This is a genomic window from Herbaspirillum sp. WGmk3 (assembly GCF_023952535.1).
GTDB classification, from domain to species: Bacteria; Pseudomonadota; Gammaproteobacteria; order Burkholderiales; family Burkholderiaceae_D; genus Herbaspirillum; species Herbaspirillum huttiense.
Map to the genome: position 1 here is coordinate 228,871 of NZ_JAKYWT010000002.1, position 19,216 is coordinate 248,086.

General features: G+C 60.9%; 13 protein-coding genes, 3 tRNA genes and 1 pseudogene. 11 read left to right on the forward strand and 6 right to left on the reverse strand.

The features are described from left to right. Nucleotides 1-305 precede the first annotated feature (305 nt). The 5 genes and pseudogenes from MKD49_RS07120 to MKD49_RS26425 form a co-directional block, all read right to left on the reverse strand. Nucleotides 306-3,812, reverse strand: a complete 3,507-nt coding sequence (locus MKD49_RS07120; RefSeq protein ID WP_252695900.1) for a calcium-binding protein — start codon at nucleotides 3,810-3,812, stop codon at nucleotides 306-308. A gap of 384 nt (nucleotides 3,813-4,196) precedes the next feature. After that, nucleotides 4,197-4,592 (reverse strand): type II toxin-antitoxin system HicB family antitoxin, encoded by a 396-nt coding sequence (locus MKD49_RS07125; RefSeq protein ID WP_252695901.1) that lies wholly within the window; start codon nucleotides 4,590-4,592, stop codon nucleotides 4,197-4,199. A gap of 17 nt (nucleotides 4,593-4,609) precedes the next feature. Then, nucleotides 4,610-4,699 (reverse strand): annotated as a pseudogene (locus MKD49_RS07130) (type II toxin-antitoxin system HicA family toxin); the annotation flags it as partial. A 140-nt stretch (nucleotides 4,700-4,839) separates the two neighbouring features. Beyond that, a tRNA-Leu gene (locus tag MKD49_RS07135) sits at nucleotides 4,840-4,926 on the reverse strand. 84 nt (nucleotides 4,927-5,010) lie between these two features. Further along, nucleotides 5,011-5,133: a hypothetical protein gene (locus tag MKD49_RS26425; RefSeq protein ID WP_256497631.1), complete on the reverse strand. Its 123-nt coding sequence runs from the start codon at nucleotides 5,131-5,133 to the stop codon at nucleotides 5,011-5,013. Here MKD49_RS26425 and MKD49_RS07140 point away from each other — a divergent pair. From MKD49_RS07140 to MKD49_RS07190, 11 genes are all read left to right on the forward strand, one after another. Next, on the forward strand, nucleotides 5,132-5,326 hold the full coding sequence (locus MKD49_RS07140) for a DUF1653 domain-containing protein (protein WP_252695902.1): 195 nt from the start codon (nucleotides 5,132-5,134) through the stop codon (nucleotides 5,324-5,326). The two genes, MKD49_RS26425 and MKD49_RS07140, sit on opposite strands and share 2 nt — an antisense overlap. Nucleotides 5,327-5,461: 135 nt before the next feature. Then, entirely contained in the window at nucleotides 5,462-5,959 is a 498-nt protein-coding gene (locus tag MKD49_RS07145) for a CreA family protein (RefSeq protein WP_252695903.1), read from the forward strand. Nucleotides 5,960-6,242: 283 nt separating this feature from the next. Beyond that, nucleotides 6,243-7,592, forward strand: coding sequence for a trigger factor (gene tig / locus MKD49_RS07150; protein WP_252695904.1), 1,350 nt, complete (start codon nucleotides 6,243-6,245; stop codon nucleotides 7,590-7,592). A gap of 51 nt (nucleotides 7,593-7,643) precedes the next feature. Beyond that, nucleotides 7,644-8,270, forward strand: a complete 627-nt coding sequence (clpP, locus tag MKD49_RS07155) for an ATP-dependent Clp endopeptidase proteolytic subunit ClpP (protein WP_034341328.1) — start codon at nucleotides 7,644-7,646, stop codon at nucleotides 8,268-8,270. Between the two features lie 265 nt (nucleotides 8,271-8,535). Beyond that, nucleotides 8,536-9,801, forward strand: a complete 1,266-nt coding sequence (gene clpX, locus MKD49_RS07160) for an ATP-dependent Clp protease ATP-binding subunit ClpX (RefSeq protein ID WP_121045673.1) — start codon at nucleotides 8,536-8,538, stop codon at nucleotides 9,799-9,801. Nucleotides 9,802-10,084: 283 nt separating this feature from the next. Beyond that, nucleotides 10,085-12,493: an endopeptidase La gene (gene lon / locus MKD49_RS07165; protein WP_121045672.1), complete on the forward strand. Its 2,409-nt coding sequence runs from the start codon at nucleotides 10,085-10,087 to the stop codon at nucleotides 12,491-12,493. Between the two features lie 286 nt (nucleotides 12,494-12,779). After that, complete coding sequence (locus tag MKD49_RS07170) at nucleotides 12,780-13,052, forward strand: HU family DNA-binding protein (protein WP_008329418.1); 273 nt, start codon at nucleotides 12,780-12,782, stop codon at nucleotides 13,050-13,052. A gap of 50 nt (nucleotides 13,053-13,102) precedes the next feature. Continuing rightward, nucleotides 13,103-13,178 (forward strand) — tRNA-Val (locus MKD49_RS07175). A gap of 25 nt (nucleotides 13,179-13,203) precedes the next feature. Next, a tRNA-Asp gene (locus MKD49_RS07180) sits at nucleotides 13,204-13,280 on the forward strand. 612 nt (nucleotides 13,281-13,892) lie between these two features. Next, nucleotides 13,893-15,536 (forward strand): methyl-accepting chemotaxis protein, encoded by a 1,644-nt coding sequence (locus MKD49_RS07185; RefSeq protein ID WP_209581724.1) that lies wholly within the window; start codon nucleotides 13,893-13,895, stop codon nucleotides 15,534-15,536. A gap of 234 nt (nucleotides 15,537-15,770) precedes the next feature. Next, a complete protein-coding gene (locus MKD49_RS07190; RefSeq protein ID WP_252695905.1) occupies nucleotides 15,771-18,353 on the forward strand; it encodes a 2-oxoglutarate dehydrogenase E1 component in 2,583 nt (860 codons plus the stop codon). A gap of 242 nt (nucleotides 18,354-18,595) precedes the next feature. Here MKD49_RS07190 and MKD49_RS07195 read toward each other — a convergent pair whose 3' ends face one another. Next, entirely contained in the window at nucleotides 18,596-19,096 is a 501-nt protein-coding gene (locus MKD49_RS07195) for a spore coat U domain-containing protein (protein WP_039787206.1), read from the reverse strand. Nucleotides 19,097-19,216 lie beyond the last annotated feature (120 nt).

Below are 19,216 nucleotides of genomic sequence, written 5' to 3' on the forward strand. Positions count from 1 at the left end.
TGGATGGCGCGGCTGGTGCAGGAAAGGTTCGCGCACCAGCCAGCAAAGGCGCGGATTGTAGCAGTTCAGCACGCCGCTGCGCGCAGGCGGTGTGCAATCGGCCCCGGGGCACGTGGATCGTGAAAAAAAAGCCGGGAAATGAAGTTTTCTCCGGGAGCCCCTTGCCGCCGCCCGCCGGGGGCAGCAGCCTACAGAGCTGGTGAAGCAATTTGCAAAAAAACGGAAGCCGGCAGCGAGGTCTGATTCGCTACCGGCTTGCCTAGGGCCTGCCGTTCAATGCGCAATGGCCCCAATCGGTCCCTCCATCAATGGCTGACCGCCAGCAAGACCTTGCCGTCGCCTCCTTGTGCCTGCGCCCAGGTAGTCTGGGTCGCCGCAGGCGGGGCGAAGCTGGCCATGGCTTGCACCAGCTTTTCGACATCGGTGTCCAGCAAGGATTTGCCATCGGCGGTCTTGATGCGCTCGATGTGGTTGTCGGTCGTCCCGGCAGCGCCCGCGTACCAGTCCTTCACCGTCACCTGGTCGGTCGTGCCGAGCACTTTGATGCGCAGGTCCTGGCCGGCCTTGCTGAACCAGAGGTTGTCCTGCCGGGCATCGGTGAAACTGAGCGTATCGACGTTGCCCTTGGCGGCATCGTGGTCGTAGACCGCATCCTGGCCGTCGCCCTTGGCGAAGCGATAGCTGTCGTTGCCGGCACCACCGATGAGCAGGTCATTGCCTTTGCCGCCTGTCAGGACATTGTCGCCACGATTGGCGGCCAGGATGTTGTCGAGGTCGTTGCCGGTGGCATTGAGGTTCTGGTTGGGCAAGCGGACCGACTGGTCGGTGATCAGGGTGTCGGCCCAGGCGACATCGCTGGCATAGCGCAACTGCCTGAGGGTGACGAAACGGTTCATGTCGTCGATCCTGCCGCGCCCGGAGTCGGTGATGTAGAAGCCGACAATCTCTCCGCTATCGGCCGCGCAGGCCACGCCGGTCACGGTGATACAGTGGTTGCTCACGTGGTTGTTCTGCATGGGGATATCCCACAGCCGAGCGGCATTGACGCTCATGCCGACCGCCTTGCCTTCCTTGATGCTCCGGGCCACCGCCTTTTCATCGAAGTCATGCCCGATCGAGGCGGCAAAGCCGAAGTCCTTGAGCAGGGCCTGCTGGTCCTGCGTAGTGGTGCCGCCACGTTGCTCCGGAAGGGGATGGGTGGTATCACAGAGCAATTCGTCGATGGCCCGTGTGACCACATCCTTTTCGGTGACGGGCCGGCCACCCATGACGGTCATGTTGGCTACGACCGTCTCGCCGCAGGTGCCCTGGTAACCGGGGACAGCATCGCCCTGCTGGTAGTCCAGCTGGTAGGACTTCGGCATGCCGTACACCAGCACGTTGACGCCATGGATCACAGCGCTCTGCGGCTTGGTGGCGTCGAGCAGAACCAGGTTCTCGATCTGGTCGGAGAGGGTGGTACTCACCGTGGCATAGACGGTATCGATGCCTTCGCCCGCTTTCTCGACGACGCGGTCCCCCGCGTTGTCGACGTAGTAGCTGTCATCGCCCTTGCCGCCGATCATGGTGTCGGCACCGGCCAGGCCATCGAGGATGTTGTTGCGGTCGTTGCCGGTGAGACGGTTGTCCTGTGCATTGCCGGTGGCATCGAGGTTCTCCGCCTCCAGCGCCAGGTCTTTCTTGTCGCTGGCCAGGGCGATGTGCTTCCTGACCTTGACGCCGGGCAGCTTGTGTTGTGAGCCTTCGTCGTCGCCGAACGGGGCGGGCGCAACGAAGCTGTCCAGATAGTGCGTTTCGAGGGGCTTGATCGTCGGGGTCAGCCCGGTCTGGCCGGACAGCCTGGTATCGGCTACCGCTTGATCCAGGGCGGCTCCGGCCCCGCCATTGACCCTGTTGAAGGGCTTGATGGCGTCGTCGGTGGTGATGGTGACGCAGCCGCTGGCATTGGTGCAATCGCGCATCGTCTCCAATCTGACGTAGCGGCAGGTGTCGCTATCTAACCCCCGGCCGGAATCGGTGATGTAGAAACCGTCCACCTCGCCGCTTTGGGCGCGGTAGCCGACGCCGATGATGGCGATCATGTGGTCGGTCATGCCGACATTTTGCTCAATGTTCATGGCCCAGAGCCTGCTGCTATTGACGCTGACGATGACACCCTTGCCCTTGAGGATGTCCCGGGCCACTGCGTTTTCATCAAAACCTCGGGCCAGTGTCGAGGCCAGGCCGAATTCCTTGAGCAGGACCAGCTCGTTGTCCACGCTGATGGTGCCGCGCTTTTCCGGGTCTTTGCTGGTGGTATCGCACAGCTTTTCGGCGATGGCCTTGGTGACCACGTCTTTTTCCGTCACGGACATGCCGGCGATGGTGGCCAGGTTGGCGATGCAGACCTCACCTGAGGTTCCCTCATAGCGGGGGACCGCATTCCCCTGGTTGTAGTTGAGATCTTGGAAGGCAAAGGGATTGCCATAGGTCAGTACGTCCGGGCCGGTGATCTGCTTGTGTTGTGGTCTGGCCGGATCGGCCATCCGGGGGTCCTCAGGCAATGCCAGCTTCTTGATCGCATTGACGGTATAGAAGACCGAGCAGCCGAACTGGAAGTGTGCGGCCTTGTCCAGTTCGCTCAATGAAACGTAGCGCGCGGCATCACTGGGCCAGCGCCGTCCCGAGTCAACGATATAGAAGCCTTGCAGGGCACCGGTATCGGCCGCATAGACAGCGCCGGTCAGGTTGACCATGTGGTTGACGTTGAGCAGATCAAGCAAGGCCTGGTTCGGATTGGCACCCCAGAGCTGATAGTTGTTCACGCCGATGAGCACGCCTTTGCCCTCGTTGATGAGGGCAGCCAGCTTGTTGGGATCGTAGTCGGTCATGGTCTCGACAGGCATGCCAAAGCTTTCCAGCAGCTGGCGTTGCTGCCCCGAGAGGGTCCCGCCCTGCAGGTTTGGATCGGGGCTGGTGGTGACGCACCAGTCGTTGTCGATGGCTCTCTGGACTACGTCCTTTTCGGTCACATCGCGGCCGGCGATGGTGAGCAGGTTGGCGATGCTGGTTTCCGTGCAGGTGCCCTGGTAGCCCGGGACGGCATCGCCTTGGGCATAGTCCAGATCTTGGTAGGACTTCGGGTTGCCGTAGACCAGGACGTCCTTGCCGTCGATCTTGTCGCGTTGGGCTGGCATGGAGGTGGGGGCCGGCAGTTTTTCCGGGTTGGCTGGCTTGGGACTGGAAGGTGCTTGTACCTGCACGGGGGCTGGTGCCGGCACTGCAGCGGCAGGCTTGCTGCTGACGGCTGCAGGAGGGGTGGCATGGGCGCTGGGCGGGTTGCTGGCGGGGGCGATGGAAGGGGGGGCAACCGGAATGGCCGAGGCCGGGGGCAATGCCGGGCGAACGGCAGGTTTGGCGGGGCTCGCCGAGGGGATACCGGCCGGCTTGACGAGGCTGGCTGGCTTGTCGAGACTGGCGGGCTTGCCGGCTGCAGGCTTGCTGGTGACCGGGCGCGCTGCCATATCCGGTTTGACGCTGACAGGCGTTTGGCTCAGCGAAGGCTTGACTGCCACTGGTTTGGTGCTGCCGGGGACAGGCGGATTGACGGCGGGTTTGCTGGCGATGGTTGGGGTCTTTGTGGCCGGTAGTTTGGCAGCGGGCTTTTCCGGTTTGTCGAAGAGCTTGATGGCCGGTGAGAGTGGTGCGTAGATGATGGTTGTGACGCTGCCGTTCTGGATCTTGACGAAGCGCTTGTCGATGCGGGTGATGACCGGATCCGGGTGGGGGGCTGCGGCGGCGCGTGCTGCTTGCGTGGCGGAATGGGTGGACATGGGTTCCCTTTGAAATACGCCGGTGAAGGCGAAGGCGTTCGAGGAAAGTCTGCGCAGGCTGCGTCTTTCCCCGGGGACGTGTGGCCTGCGGTGCCGCTGGGTTCATAAGGAGGCCAGATTGCGCCTCTGACGGACCCGGGCCGGTGCCGCAAGCTTGCTATATGAATTTTGTTGTCCCGGGGCGATTCAATCGGATTGAAATGCTTCGGTAAATCGCACAAAAGTGCCGTTGGCGGCTTGACAAGAGCTGGCCGGAAGGGAAATGCCAACGTGAAGGGACTGATGGTCGTTCAAAGCGGTGGCGGTGAGGACTGGGAGCGGGGGAGGAGGGGAGGGGGCATGATATTTTTTTCATGCCGGTGCGCACTGTGTCGAATGTGCGGCTTAGCGGGCCGTTGCTTGCATCTCATGCTCAGCAGCCAGCGCCAGGAACGCCGAGCGCGACATCCGGCGCGCCTGTGCAACCGCGTCAATACGCGCCAGCAGGCCCTGCGGCAAGCTCACATTGAGCCGCACGGCCTTGGTATTGACGCGCGACAGATCGATCTCCACCAGCATCCAGTAGCCGCCCTGGAATTGCTCATTGCCGGCCCAGTCTTCGGGGGCACTCGGATGTGGGATCGGTTCGGTTTCTCCATGGAAGTGCGCTTCCACGGCCTCCTGTGCAGCCGCCGGCAGATCTTGCAGCTCGTCGGCGCCGGCGAAGCAGCCAGGAAAATCAGGGAAGGCAGCGCCGTAGGCACTGTCGGCATCCTTGTGGATGTAGATGGGGTAGAGCATGGGTCCTCCTGATGGTCTCACTTCAGGCCGGCTTGCTTGAGAATACTGTTCTGCGTGGCCAGCGGCAGATTCTTCTTCGGATGCGGTACCGTCACCTTGCCGGGCTTGAAGTCTTGCCGCAAGAGGAATGGCGGAGGTGAGACGGCACGCTGTCATCAGGTGGGCATTTTCATGCCAAACCAGCGTCAACACATCAAAAGCAATAGCTGGCCGGGATGGCCAAATCTTTGGTTTCAATGTGTTTGTCTGGTGCGAGGAGGGGGACTCGAACCCCCACACCATTGCTGGCGTCAGGACCTAAACCTGGTGCGTCTACCAATTTCGCCATCCTCGCTGAAGGGGGTCGGGCACCGGTGCGATAGCAGTCTGGCGGGGCTTTCGCCGCAGACCTGCCGCTACCGATGCAGGTAGCAATTTGTCAAAGCGCGCCATTGTACTGCAAGGTCTTGTCACTGTGGGCGTTTTTCTGTGCGGACATTTTTGCGCCGCCGAGGATCGGTAGTACCATGCCGCTTCTTCTTCCAGCCAGCAGGATTGCCATGACACGCTATCGTCACTACAAGGGCGGCATCTATGACTATATCGACGAGGCCATCCTCGAAGCCGACCTCACGCCCATGATCATCTACCGCGCCGCTGATGGCCGCCTTTGGCTGCGTCCGCGCGACGTCTTCTTCGAAACCGTGGAAGTCGATGGCAAGCCAGTGCCACGTTTCCAAAAGATCGAAGATTGATCTTCACTTGCCCTCGTCGGGACGTGTAGCCCGATGCAAAGTGGCGTCAAGGGCGAGCGCAAGCTGAACAATATGCCTGCAAGGCGGTCTACCGCCTCTCTACGAAGGTTTCATTCACTTTATCCGGGCATCTCCATGAATCATCAAGCACGCGCCCTGGCCGGGGCGATCTTCTCCGTCTTCGCACTTGCCGCCACCGTTCCCCAGGCCGCCTCGGCCGAAGAGCTGGCCGACGTCAGCACCGCCTTCCGCTGGCTGGGCAAGAACGATCGCGTGGTCATCGAAGCCTATGATGATCCCAAGGTTCAAGGCGTCACCTGTTATGTCTCGCGCGCCCGCACCGGCGGCGTCAAGGGCACGGTCGGCCTGGCCGAGGACAAGTCCGAAGCCTCCATCGCCTGCCGCCAGGTGGCGCCGACCCTGCAATTCCAGGACAAGCTGCCGGTGCAGGAAGATGTCTTCAGCGAGCGCATGTCCATTCTCTTCAAGCGCCTGCACGTGGTGCGGGTGGTCGATACCAAGCGTAATACGCTGGTCTACCTGACCTATTCGGACAAGCTCATCGATGGCAGCCCGATGAATGCCGTGACCGCCGTGCCGGTGGCACCTTCCACGCCGATTCCGGTGAAATGAAGGAAATTCTCTAAATTCTTTACCGGGCACTTTGCTGGCAGGCAATCCATCGGCGGCGGTGATGCGTTGTTGGGCCGCGCCGGGCCTGGTCCGGCGGGCTTCGGAGGGGATTTGCGGCTGTTTGCAGCGCGGCAAGCCCATTTTTGGACTATCGGCGCTTTTTGCGTATAAAATAGCGAGCTTTAGCGCGGCCGGGCAGGGCGCTTTTCGTCTGCAGTCTGATGATCGGGATGGAAGACAGCATGCTCCGGCTTACGGAATTCTTAACATTTGGACGATTTAAATGGCAACTGCAGTCGAAACCCTGAGCAAACTCGAACGTCGTATGACCCTGTCTTTCCCGCTGGCCGATGTTCAGGCTGAAGTGGAAAAGCGCCTGAAGGTACGTGCCCGTACCGCCAAGGCACCGGGTTTCCGTCCGGGTAAAGTGCCGATGAAGATGGTTGCCGCCCAGTTCGGCTACCAGGTCGAAACCGAAGTCCTGAACGACAAGGTCGGCCGCGCATTCAACGACGCCGCCGTCGAAAACAACCTGCGCGTGGCAGGTTTCCCCCGCATCGAACCCAAGACCAGCGAAGAAGCCGGCGAAGGCAAGCTGGCCTTCGACGCCACCTTCGAAGTCTATCCGGAAGTCACCCTGGGCGACCTGTCCGGCGCTGAAGTCGAGAAGACCACCGCGGCCGTCTCCGACGCCGAAATCGACAAGACCATCGACATCCTGCGCAAGCAGCGCGTGCACTACCACGTCAAGGGCGAGCAAGGCGCGCACGGCGACGGCGGTGCCGACCAGTCGGCCCAGAACGGCGACCGCGTGACCGTGGACTTCGTCGGCAAGATCGACGGCGTCGAATTCCAGGGCGGCAAGGCCGATGCCTTCCCGTTCGTGCTGGGCGAAGGCCGCATGCTGCCGGAATTCGAAGCAGCCACCATCGGCCTGAAGGTCGGTGAGTCGAAGTCCTTCCCGCTGGCCTTCCCCGAGGACTATCACGGCAAGGACGTGGCCGGCAAGACCGCTGAATTCACCATCACCGTCAAGAAGATCGAATGGGCGCACATGCCTGAAGTCGATGCAGTCTTCGCTCAATCCCTGGGCATCGAAGACGGCGACCTGGCCAAGATGCGCGAAGACATCAAGAAGAACCTGGAGCGCGAAGTCACCGCCCGCACCAAGGCCAAGACCAAGGACAGCGTCATGAACGCCCTGATCAAGGCGTCGGAGCTGGATTTGCCCCAGGCCTTGATCGACCAGGACGTCGAGCGCCTGTCCGAAATGGCCCGTCAGGACATGGCCCAGCGCGGCATGGACCCGAAGGTCATGCAGCTGCCCAAGGAACTGTTCACCGCCCAGGCCGAGCGCCGCGTGCGCCTGGGCCTGATCCTGGCTGAAGTGGTCAAGCAGAACAAGCTGGAAGCCACCGAAGAGCAGGTCAAGGCCCAGATCGAAGACTTCGCCCAGAGCTACGAAGATCCGCAACAAGTGCTGAAGTACTACTTCTCCGACCGCCGCCGCCTGGCTGAAGTCGAAGCTCTTGTTTTGGAAGAAAACGTCGTCAACTACGTTCTCGGCAAGGCCAAGGTCTCGGAAAAGCCGGTTTCGTTCGACGAACTGATGGGTAATCAGGCGCAAGCGTAATCCGGTTTTCTCTAGTAGTATCAGAAAACTCTTACGCTTAAGGATGCATACATGACAGGTCTGATGAAGCAATCTGCACTGGATACCCAAATGCTCGGCATGGTGCCGATGGTGATCGAACAGAGTGGCCGTGGCGAACGCGCTTACGACATCTATTCGCGCCTGCTGAAGGAACGCATCATTTTCCTGGTCGGACCGGTCAATGATGCGATGGCCAACCTGATCGTGGCCCAGCTGCTGTTCCTGGAAAGCGAAAACCCGGACAAGGACATTTCCCTGTACATCAACTCGCCTGGCGGTTCGGTTTCGGCCGGCATGGCGATCTTCGACACGATGCAGTTCATCAAGCCGCAAGTGTCGACGCTGTGCACGGGTCTGGCTGCCTCCATGGGCGCTTTCCTGCTGGCTGCTGGTGCCAAGGGCAAGCGTTTCTCGCTGCCGAACTCGCGCATCATGATTCACCAGCCTCTGGGCGGTGCCCAGGGCCAGGCATCGGATATCGAGATCCAGGCACGTGAAATCCTGTACCTGCGTGAACGTCTGAACACCATCCTCGCTGAGAAGACCGGCCGTAGCGTCGAGCAGATCAGCAAGGACACTGATCGCGACAATTTCATGTCGGCCGAGGCCGCCGCGGAATACGGTCTGATCGACCAGGTGCTGACCCAGCGCGCTTGAGTTTGCGTCATCGCATTGGCGACCATCCAACGCGAAAAATGCCCGAACGTAATGTTGTTCGGGCATTTTTTTTGGCCAAATTTTGACGAAATTGGCACAGAGCGGCTTTTCGGGTTCTATTTGCTTGATAAATGGCACCTGGGCTGACATATAACGGTCATACGGCAGTCCTGTGAAGCAATTTGGGACAGCAAAAATGACCAAGCCGTGACGAATCCGGATTTCGCGGGTATGATCGGGTCGTAACTTTTACTCTAGTAGCTCTATGTCCGAGAAAAAATCTTCCAGCGGCGAAAAACTGCTTTATTGCTCCTTCTGCGGCAAAAGCCAGCATGAAGTGAAGAAGCTCATCGCCGGTCCTTCGGTCTTCATCTGCGACGAATGCATCGACCTGTGCAACGACATCATCCGTGATGAAGCCGCCAGCGTGGAAAGCGTCACCGGCACCAAGTCGGATCTGCCGACCCCGCAGGAAATCACCGACCTGCTGGACCAGTATGTGATCGGACAGGCTACTGCCAAGCGCATCCTGTCGGTGGCGGTCTACAACCACTACAAGCGCCTCAAGCACCTCGGCAAGAAGGATGATGTCGAGCTGGCCAAGAGCAACATCCTGCTGGTGGGCCCGACGGGCTCCGGCAAGACCTTGCTGGCACAGACCCTGGCACGCATGCTCAACGTCCCGTTCGTGATCGCTGATGCGACCACCCTGACCGAAGCCGGCTATGTTGGCGAGGACGTCGAGAACATCATCCAGAAGCTGCTGCAGAACTGCAATTACGAAGTCGAGAAAGCCCAGAAGGGCATCGTCTACATCGATGAGATCGACAAGATTTCCCGCAAGTCGGATAACCCGTCCATCACCCGCGACGTGTCCGGCGAAGGTGTGCAGCAAGCCCTGCTGAAGCTGATCGAAGGCACCATGGCATCGGTGCCGCCGCAAGGTGGCCGCAAGCATCCGAACCAGGACTTCGTGCAGATCGACACGACCAACATCATGTTCATCTGCGGCGGCGCCTTCGATGGCCTGGCCAAGATCATTTCCGACCGTTCCGAAAAGAGCGGCATCGGTTTCTCGGCCAGCGTGAAGAGCCAGACCCAGAAGAGCAATTCGGAAGTGCTGTTGAATGCCGAGCCGGAAGACCTGGTCAAGTTCGGCCTGATCCCGGAACTGGTGGGCCGTCTGCCGGTGATCGCGACCTTGAACGAGCTGGATGAAGAAGCCCTGATCCAGATCCTGATCGAGCCCAAGAACGCGCTCATCAAGCAGTACGCCAAGCTGTTGCAGATGGAAGGCGCCGAGCTGGAAATCCGTCCGGCCGCCATGCATGCCATCGCCAAGAAGGCCCTGGCGCGCAAGACCGGCGCACGCGGCCTGCGGTCCATCCTGGAGCACGCCCTGCTGGACGTGATGTATGAACTTCCGAGCGAGCAGAACGTGGCCAAGGTGGTGGTCGACGAGAACACCATCACCAATGGTGCCAAACCGCTGTTGATCTATCACGACCAACCCAAGGTCTCGGGCGGCTGATTGCCCGGCAAGTGAAGTAAAGAGCAGTAAAAGGAAGGCCCTCAAGCGGGGCCTTCCGGAAGCAAGAAGCCACCACGAAGTCCGGTCACCGCAAACACGGTAAAATAAACCGGCGCACATAACTGGCTTCCATCGAAAAGCCACCCGGAGCTAGCTTCGCGTGTGGCTTTTTTATTTTGTTGCGATCATGACAACGCGCAGCTGGTGAATATTTCTTCCACCGGACTTGTGTTTTGGTCACTCGTGCCAACATCATTCACAGTACTTATTGATAAGGCCCGCCATGACGACTCCTATACTCACAGAACAATCGCAATTGCCGCTGTTGCCCTTACGGGATGTGGTTGTCTTCCCGCATATGGTGATTCCGCTCTTCGTCGGCCGCCCGAAGTCGATCAAGGCGCTGGAAGCGGCCATGGAGCAGGGCAAGAGCATCATGCTGGCAGCCCAGAAGGCCGCCGCCAAGGATGAGCCTTCGGCCGAAGACATTTATGAAATTGGCTGCGTGGCCAATATCCTGCAGATGCTGAAGCTGCCTGACGGTACCGTGAAGGTGCTGGTTGAAGGCGCACAGCGTGCCCGCATCCATCACATCAGCGAACTGGAAACCCACTTCGTCGCCGACCTGACCCCGGTCGAATCCGAGCAGGGCGACGAGGCTGAAGTCGAAGCCATGCGCCGTACCATCGTGCAGCAGTTCGACCAGTACGTGAAGCTGAACAAGAAGATCCCCCCCGAGATCCTGACTTCACTGGCCGGAATCGATGACGCCGGCCGCCTGGCCGACACCATCGCCGCGCATCTGCCGCTGAAGCTGGAGCAGAAGCAGGTGATCCTGGAGATCTTCAACGTCACCAAGCGCTACGAGCATCTGCTGGGCCAGCTCGAAGGCGAACTGGACATCCTGCAGGTGGAAAAGCGTATCCGTGGGCGCGTCAAGCGCCAGATGGAAAAGTCGCAGCGCGAGTACTACCTGAACGAACAGGTCAAGGCCATCCAGAAGGAACTGGGCGAAGGCGAAGACGGTGCCGATCTGGAAGAGCTGGAAAAGAAGATCGCCGCTGCCAAGATGCCCAAGGAAGCTCTGGAAAAGGCGCAATCCGAGCTGAAGAAGCTCAAGCTCATGTCGCCCATGTCGGCCGAAGCGACCGTGGTGCGCAACTACATTGACACGCTGGTGGCCTTGCCGTGGAAGAAGAAGTCCAAGGTCAACAACGACCTCACCAATGCCGAGAAAGTGCTGGAAGGCGATCACTATGGCCTGGAGAAGGTCAAGGAACGCATTCTGGAATACCTCGCCGTGCAACAGCGCGTGGACAAGCTGAAGGCACCGATCCTGTGCTTCGTCGGTCCCCCGGGCGTGGGCAAGACCTCGCTGGGCCAATCCATCGCCCGCGCAACGAACCGCAAGTTCGTGCGCATGGCCCTGGGTGGTGTGCGTGATGAAGCCGAGATCCGTGGCCACCGCCGCACCTACATCGGTTCCATGCCGGGCAAGATCCTGCAGAGCCTGTCCAAGGTCGGCGTGCGCAACCCGCTGTTCCTGCTCGATGAAATCGACAAGCTGGGGATGGATTTCCGTGGCGATCCTTCGTCGGCCCTGCTGGAAGTGCTGGATCCGGAGCAGAACCACACCTTCTCCGACCACTACATCGAAGTCGATTTCGACTTGTCGGACGTGATGTTCGTGGCGACGTCGAATTCCTTCAACATCCCGCCGGCGCTGCTGGACCGGATGGAAGTGATCCGCCTGTCAGGTTACACCGAAGACGAGAAGACCAGCATTGCGCAGCGTTACCTGCTGCCCAAGCAGATCAAGAACAACGGCCTGAAGGAAGGCGAGATCAGCGTGGCTGAGTCGGCCATCCGCGACATCATTCGCTACTACACCCGTGAAGCCGGTGTGCGTTCGCTGGAACGCGAAGTCTCGAAGATCTGCCGCAAGGTGGTCAAGCTGCTGCTGCTGAAGAAGCAGGAGAAGAAGGTCACTGTCACTTCGCGCAACCTGGACAAGTTCCTGGGCGTGCGTCGTTATGACTTCGGCATGGCCGAGAAGGAAAACCAGATCGGCCAGGTGGTCGGCCTGGCCTGGACCGAAGTCGGCGGCGACCTGCTGACCATCGAAGCGGTGAACATGCCCGGCAAGGGCCAGATCATCCGTACCGGGACTCTGGGCGACGTGATGAAGGAATCGATCGAAGCCGCACGTACCGTGGTTCGCAGCCGTGCCCGCAAACTGGGCATCAAGAATGAGGTGTTCGAGAAGAGCGACATCCACATTCACGTGCCGGAAGGCGCGACGCCCAAGGACGGTCCGTCTGCCGGTATCGCGATGACCACGGCGCTGGTGTCCATCTTCAGCGGCATTCCGGTGCGTGCTGATGTGGCGATGACCGGTGAAATCACGCTGCGCGGCGAGGTGTTGCCCATCGGCGGTCTGAAGGAAAAGCTGCTGGCGGCGCATCGCGGCGGCATCAAGACCGTTTTGATTCCTGAGCAGAATGTGAAGGATTTGGCCGAGATCCCGGATAACGTCAAAAACAAGCTGGAGATCATTCCGGTGCGCTGGATCGACAAGGTCCTGGAAGTCGCACTGGAACGCCAGCCGGTCCCGCTGACGGAAGATGAAGCGATCGTCGAAGCGGCCGTGAAGCCGAAGGAAGGCGCGACGGATCCGGTTGTGAAGCATTGATCCTGCGGGAGTCATCCGCTTTGAAAGGCACCTCAGTTGAGGTGCCTTTTTTATGTCCTCAATGGATTCATGTATCGAGCTATGGGAATGAAATAAAAAATCTCACTGAAAATCGCGTCATGGTTGCACCTTGGCTTGACAGTGCTGCTGATGGGCTTGTTTAATAGCCGCTGCGGAAAATTTCCGTCAGGCAAGCGATGGTGAGCAGGGCTCGGTCGCGCTGTGTTGGAGCCGAAGCACCGTCGTTTGAAATCAAACAAACCAGAAACTTGTTCGAGGGGCGTAAGTGAATAAAGGCGAACTGATTGAGCACATTGCCGGCGAGGCCGACATTTCCAAGGCAGCAGCAGGACGGGCAGTAGACGCATTCATTGGTGCAGTGAAGACCACGCTGAAGAAGAATGGCACGGTTACCTTGGTGGGTTTCGGCACATTTGCGGTGGGCAAGCGTGCGGCGCGTACGGGCCGCAATCCTCAAACGGGCGCCGCCCTGAAAATCAAGGCATCGAAGGTTCCTAAATTTAAAGCTGGCAAAGCTTTAAAAGATGCTATAAAATAATGTTCTTTCGTTGCTGAGGTAACAAAGCAACGAGACTGACAAGTTTGCCGGGGCGCTTAGCTCAGTTGGTAGAGCGGAGCCCTTACAAGGCTTAGGTCGGGAGTTCGAGCCTCTCAGCGCCCACCAGCATCTTGCAGTCAGCACCAGTTTAGGAGCGGTAGTTCAGTTGGTTAGAATACCGGCCTGTCACGCCGGGGGTCGCGGGTTCGAGCCCCGTCCGCTCCGCCAAATAAAACGCCTCGTTCGCAAGAACGGGGCGTTTTTGTTTTTGCGCAGCAAAAACATGCGGAGCGGAGGGAGCCGCCTGCGCGGCTCCCGGCGGGGCGAGAAGGGAATCGCTTGCAAGCGATTCCGCGGCCTGCGCTTGTGTAGGAGAGCCCCGTCCGCTCCGCCAAATAAAACGCCTCGTTCGCAAGAACGGGGCGTTTTTGTTTTTGCGCAGCGAAAAGCTTCACTCCACTCATCATTTCTCACCCACTGGCTTTATTTCCCTCTCCTGACAAAATTACGCGACAGGAGTCAAATAAATGTGATTTTCAAGTACTTTTCCGCGCGGAAATGTTTACACTGAACCGGAATTTGCAATTTCTCAAAAAACAGGAGACCGGCATAGCCCGGGGCAAACAATGTTTTTGAGGGAACCCGGCCCCTGCAAGCAGGCCGAGGAAGAAGGGCACAAGCCGCTCCCCAAAGATGTGAAGAGAACCCAAGAGACGCATTGCGGATTCGCAAAGTGGTGCAGTGTCATGGGCACGCAGGGCAATCAGCGACGACTCGGGACAAAGTCGTCCAGCCAGGGCCTGCACGTGGGCATCAAATGGGACAAACAAGGGGGTAGCGATGAAGCTCGCCAATTTCAACATTGGCGTCCGCCTGGGCGGCGCTTTTGCAGTAGTCTTGCTGCTGATCATGGTGACGGCCATGGTCGGCGTCAGGAACCAGTCTTCCAACAACGCTGAAATCAACAGCATCGTCAACGAGAAGTACCAGCTCATCGCCTTGAGCAACCAGATCAAGAACAATGGCTACAAGGCCAATGCGGTGCTGTCCAACATCCTGCTGGCGACCACGCCTGAGGCTTCGGCGAAGTACATGGATGAGTACGCCGGCCTGCGAAAGGCCAACACCGAGGCCTACAAGCAGCTCGAAGGCATGCTCGATTCCGACAAGACCAAAGCGCTCTACGCCGAGCAGACTACCGCCCGCTCGGCCTACGGCGTGGCCGTGCGCAAGTTCTTCGAATTGATGAAGACCGGCGAACGCGCCGAGGCGACCACGCTCTTCCAGGGCGATCTGGCGCGCCTGCAGACGGAGTACTTCGTCATGGTCGACAAGATGGTCAATTCGCTGGCCCAGGAAATGGTCGAAGATTCCCGCCAGGTCGCTGAGGACGGCCACCTGGCCGTGATCCAGATGATCGTGCTGGCCGCCGTGGCCGTGGTACTGGCGTCGGTGATCGGCGTGCTCATCACGCGCTCCATCACCGCCCCCGTGCGCCACGCCGTGGTGCTGGCCGAAGCGGTGGCCCAGGGCGACCTGTCCTATCGCCTCAACGCTGCCGGCAAGGACGAGATCAGCCGCCTGCTGCAGGCGCTGCAGCACATGAGCGATAACCTGCATGATACCGTCTCCAACGTGCGCAATGGCACCTCCGCCATCGACATGGCCGCGCGCGAACTGGCGCAAGGCAACCTGAGCCTGTCGGATCGCACCGAACAGCAGGCCAGCTCGCTGGAAGAAACCGCTTCCGCCATGGAGCAGCTGACCTCGGCCGTGCGCCAGAATGCCGACAATGCCCGCCAGGCCAGCGAACTGGCAGTCTCCGCCTCGGATGTCGCGGTACGCGGTGGTGCCTCGGTGGAGCAGGTGGTCAACATCATGACCGCCATCAGCACCTCCTCCGGCAAGATCGCCGACATCATCACGGTCATCGATGGCATCGCCTTCCAGACCAACCTGCTGGCGCTGAACGCGGCCGTGGAAGCGGCCCGCGCCGGCGAGCACGGACGTGGCTTTGCGGTGGTGGCCAGCGAAGTGCGCGGCCTGGCCCAGCGCAGTGCCGTGGCCGCCAAGGAAATCAAGTCGCTCATCGAAGGCTCGGTCGGTCATGTGAAGGCCGGCAGCAGCATCGTCGAGCAGACCGTCGCCACCATCGATGAAGTCATCGCCAGCATCAAGCACGCCACCGACCTCATCACCGATATCAGCGCCTCCAGCAAGGAGCAAAGCGAGGGCATCGAGCAGATCAACCAGGCCATCAGCCAGATGGACCAGATGACCCAGGAAAACTCGGCCCTGGTGGAACAGAATGCGGCCGCCTCCCAGGCACTGCAATCCCAGGCCGAGCAGCTGTCGGCGCTGATGGGCCGCTTCCGGCTTAGCGAGTTGCTGGCCAACGGCCAGGCTGGCGGCCATGCCGCTTCCCCGCGCAAAGGTCCGCGCGAAAAGGTCATCCAGCCCGAGCTGTCGCTGATCCAGGGCTGATGCTTCACCCGGGCGGCGTGCCTGCCGCCTGAACCGGTATCTGCGAGGAGACCGCGCCCGCTTCGTCACGCCGGGCGCGACAACAACAAAGTGTCCCCCTGCACGCTGCTGCCGCACCCGGCCTGAAAAGGCCTGGCAGCCGGCTGGCAGGAGCGGACACGTCCGTTGCGTGCGTCGCCGCTGCTCATGGCGCTGCACGCAGTCCGCCCCCGACCCAGCCCCGAAAGGTTAGCCATGACGCTCCACCATTCCCCCGCCGGCAGCACCGAGCAGACGTCCGATGCGCGCCAGGCCCTGGCCCACGCCCGCATACAATCCTTCATCGAGGCCTATCGCCATGAGGGCTACCGGATCGCCGACATCGATCCTCTGGGCACGCTCTCGGTGCCCGAGATCCCCGCCTTGCTGCCCCAACACCACGATCTGAAGGATGAGGACCTGGCGCTGGGCCAGCACCGCTTTCTGGAGGGGCTCGGCCTCACCAATGTGAAGGAATTGACGCATTTTCTGAGTCGGCTGTATTGCGGCCCGCTCGGCCTCGATGCCAGTGGCGTACGTGATGAGTCCCGCCGCCAGTGGCTGTTTGCACGCCTGGCCGCGCGCGACCCGGGTGCCGATCCTGCAACTGCCGAGCGCGCCGCCATCCTGGCCCGGCTGGCTGCCGCCGAACAGTGGGAGCACTACCTGCAGCAAGATTATCCGCACGCCAAGCGCTTTTCGCTGGAAGGCTGCGAAGCGCTGCTGGTACTGATGGATGCGCTGGCCGAACGCAGCAGTTTCTATCAGCTGGAGCAATTGTTCCTGGCCATGCCGCATCGCGGCCGTCTCAACCTGCTGGTGAACCTGATGCAGATGCCGGCGGCCGATATCGTGGCGTATTTCGACGCGGCGAGCGCGACCGCAGCAGCAGCCGGCGCAGTGGATCTGCCTTACCATCTGGGGGCCGAGACCGTGCGCGCCACCGCCCATGGTCAGCTGGGCCTGTTCATGGCGCACAATCCCTCCCATCTGGAAAGCGCCTATCCGGTGCTGTTGGGCATGGTGCGCGGCTACCGCAGTGCGCATCCGCAATCACCCATGCCGGCCTCGGTGGTGATCCATGGCGATGCTGCCTTCTGCGGCCAGGGCGTGGTGATGGAGTCGCTCAAGCTGTCCCTGCATCCTGGTTACAGCGTGGGCGGCACGGTCCACGTGATCGTCAACAACCAGATCGGCTTCACCACGCCCAATCCGCTTGATCCCCTCAATCATGGCTACTGCACCGACATCGCCCGCATCGTCGGCGCGCCAGTGCTGCACGTCAACGCCGACCAGCCGGAGGCGGTACTGCGTGCCGCGCGGATCGCTTTCGACTATCGCATGCAGTTTGGTGCCGATGTGGTGATCGACCTGGTCGGCTATCGTCGCTGGGGGCATGCCGAACAGGATACGGCGACCGTGACCCAGCCCCTGCTGCACGGTTTCATCGACAAGCATCCGCCGGTCACGCAGCTCTATGCCCAGGCCGAGTGGCCCGGTTCGGACGACGGCGCGACGCTGCTGGCGGTGAGCAGCCAGCAAGTGCTCGCAAGCTTCCGCAACAGTCGTCCATCCGCCCCGGCGGCGCAACGGAGGGCACCCGCCTTGGCCGTCAAGCCCGACGCGCCGGACCTGCTGCGCCTGCGCCAGTTCGTGGAACGCATGACGCGCTTGCCGGAAGGCTTTGCTGCACATCCTGCAGTCACGCGGCTGGTTGCGCAGTGGCAGGACAGCGTCAGCTCCAGCGATCACGCGTGCAGCTGGAATTTCGCCGAAAACATGGCCTATGCCTCCTTGCTGTGGGAAGGGCAGGGGCTGCGCATTTCCGGTATGGATGTGCAACGCGGCACCTTCATGCAGCGCCACGCCGTCTGGCATGCGATCGACGCGGCGCAAGGCGTGCAGCAGGCCTTCTGGCCCCTGCGCCAGGTGGCTGCGCCCGGTACGGCGCTGGAGGTGGTCAATTCACCGCTGAGTGAAGAGGCAGTGGTTGGCTTCGAATATGGATTCAGCGTACAGGCGGGGCCCGGTACGATGGTCATCTGGGAGGCCCAGTTCGGCGACTTCGTCAACGGGGCCCAGATCATGATCGACCAGTTCATCGCCTCCGGTCGCGGCAAATGGGGCTACCCCTCGGCGCTGACCGTGCTGCTGCCGCACGGCTATGAAGGCGTGGGGCCGGAGCACTCGACCGGCTACCTCAGCCGGATGCTGCTGCTGTGCGCGCAGGAGAACATGCGCGTGGCGTATCCGTCCAGTTCGGCGCAGTGGTTCCACCTGCTGCGTCAGCAGGCACTGCAGGGCGACCGTCCGCTGGTGGTCTTCACGCCCAAATCGGTGCTGCATGGCGAAGTGCGTTCGCAGTCGCCCTTGTCGGCCCTTTTGCAAGGGGACTTCCAGCCCCTGGTGGAGGATGCCGATGCGCCGCCGCCCGCACAGGTGCAGCGGGTGGTCTTGTGCAGTGGCAAGGTCTGCTACGACCTGGCCGACGGCCGCCGCACGGCGGGCGACACGCGCACTGTCCTGCTGACCGTGGAGCAGTTGCATCCCTTCCCCGAAGACAGGCTGGGTGCTGTCTTGCGCAGCTATCCGCAGCTGGAGGAAGTGCTCTGGGTACAGGAGGAAGAGCGCAAGCAGGGGGCTTGGCTGTGCGTGCGGGATGCCATCGAACCGGCCTTGCCGTTGCAGGTGCGTCTGCGAGCCGTAACACGGCCGGATACCGATGCCGGTCCGACGGCGTCCAAGGCCCGCCACTATGCCCAGCAGGCGGCGCTGGTGCAGTCCGTATTCCCTGCATGAACGCATCAGGCCGACGCGCCAAACCACGACTTGGCGGATGAAAAAAAACGGTGTACTTCATCATGAAGTACACCGCCCACCCCCTCCGGTTTCCCCGGTATGCATCGCAGCTGATGTTGTAGTCCGCGTCTTGCAGGATCGTCAAGCTGCAGCGCAATGCTTGCAGTGCAATCCTTGTGTCAAAAGCGCGTCAGGCCATCCTGTCAGCGTTCAATCCTTGAATCCTTGAATACTTCCGTAGTTCAGTAGGTCAGCGTCACGGTCACGGTATCCGAGTAGGAACCGGCCAGCGGCGTCTGGGCCGCCGGGATCTGGCCGTAGACGGTCAGGGTCTGGGTCAGGCCGGAACCGGTGCCGGTCAGGGTATCGGTGCCGATGGTCGAACCCCAGTTGTTGCTGCGGGCCGAATCGCGGTACAGCGCATAGTTCAGGGTGCCGCCGCCGGCTGCGCTCATCTTGCGGTTGCTCACGCTGGCACCGGTGCCGGTACCGGCGTCCAGACCAACGTTGTAGGCCGTGCCGTTGGTGCACAGCACGGTGATGGTGCCGGACTGGTTGACCACGCTCTGGGTGTAGGCGCCAAAGGCGATGGCCGAACCGACCACGGTGCAGGCGGCGACCACCGAGGCGCTGATGGTCAGCGTGCCACTGGCAGTGGCGGCGAAGGAAGCCGGTGCGCTGGAAGCCAGCACGACAGCAGCGATGGAAGCAGCGACGATGCGATTTTTCTTGATGAAGAACATTTTGTTTCTCCTGGTCTGGCTGCCCCGTCCTCGCCCCTTGCAAGAACTTCCCTGTGCAGCGTTGGTATGGAGATACTTTAGTTTCCGGAGCCCGGATCAGACATCCGGCTATTCCCTATC

Bases quoted from the DNA above. Each gene is read 5' to 3' on its own strand.
- MKD49_RS07120 (WP_252695900.1), bottom strand. From the start codon at position 3,812: ATGTCCACCCATTCCGCCACGCAAGCAGCACGCGCCGCCGCAGCCCCC.
- MKD49_RS07125 (WP_252695901.1), bottom strand. From the start codon at position 4,592: ATGCTCTACCCCATCTACATCCACAAGGATGCCGACAGTGCCTACGGC.
- MKD49_RS07140 (WP_252695902.1), top strand. From the start codon at position 5,132: ATGACACGCTATCGTCACTACAAGGGCGGCATCTATGACTATATCGAC.
- MKD49_RS26425 (WP_256497631.1), bottom strand. From the start codon at position 5,133: ATGGCAATCCTGCTGGCTGGAAGAAGAAGCGGCATGGTACTACCGATC.
- MKD49_RS07145 (WP_252695903.1), top strand. From the start codon at position 5,462: ATGAATCATCAAGCACGCGCCCTGGCCGGGGCGATCTTCTCCGTCTTC.
- tig (WP_252695904.1), top strand. From the start codon at position 6,243: ATGGCAACTGCAGTCGAAACCCTGAGCAAACTCGAACGTCGTATGACC.
- clpP (WP_034341328.1), top strand. From the start codon at position 7,644: ATGACAGGTCTGATGAAGCAATCTGCACTGGATACCCAAATGCTCGGC.
- clpX (WP_121045673.1), top strand. From the start codon at position 8,536: ATGTCCGAGAAAAAATCTTCCAGCGGCGAAAAACTGCTTTATTGCTCC.
- lon (WP_121045672.1), top strand. From the start codon at position 10,085: ATGACGACTCCTATACTCACAGAACAATCGCAATTGCCGCTGTTGCCC.
- MKD49_RS07185 (WP_209581724.1), top strand. From the start codon at position 13,893: ATGAAGCTCGCCAATTTCAACATTGGCGTCCGCCTGGGCGGCGCTTTT.
- MKD49_RS07190 (WP_252695905.1), top strand. From the start codon at position 15,771: ATGACGCTCCACCATTCCCCCGCCGGCAGCACCGAGCAGACGTCCGAT.
- MKD49_RS07195 (WP_039787206.1), bottom strand. From the start codon at position 19,096: ATGTTCTTCATCAAGAAAAATCGCATCGTCGCTGCTTCCATCGCTGCT.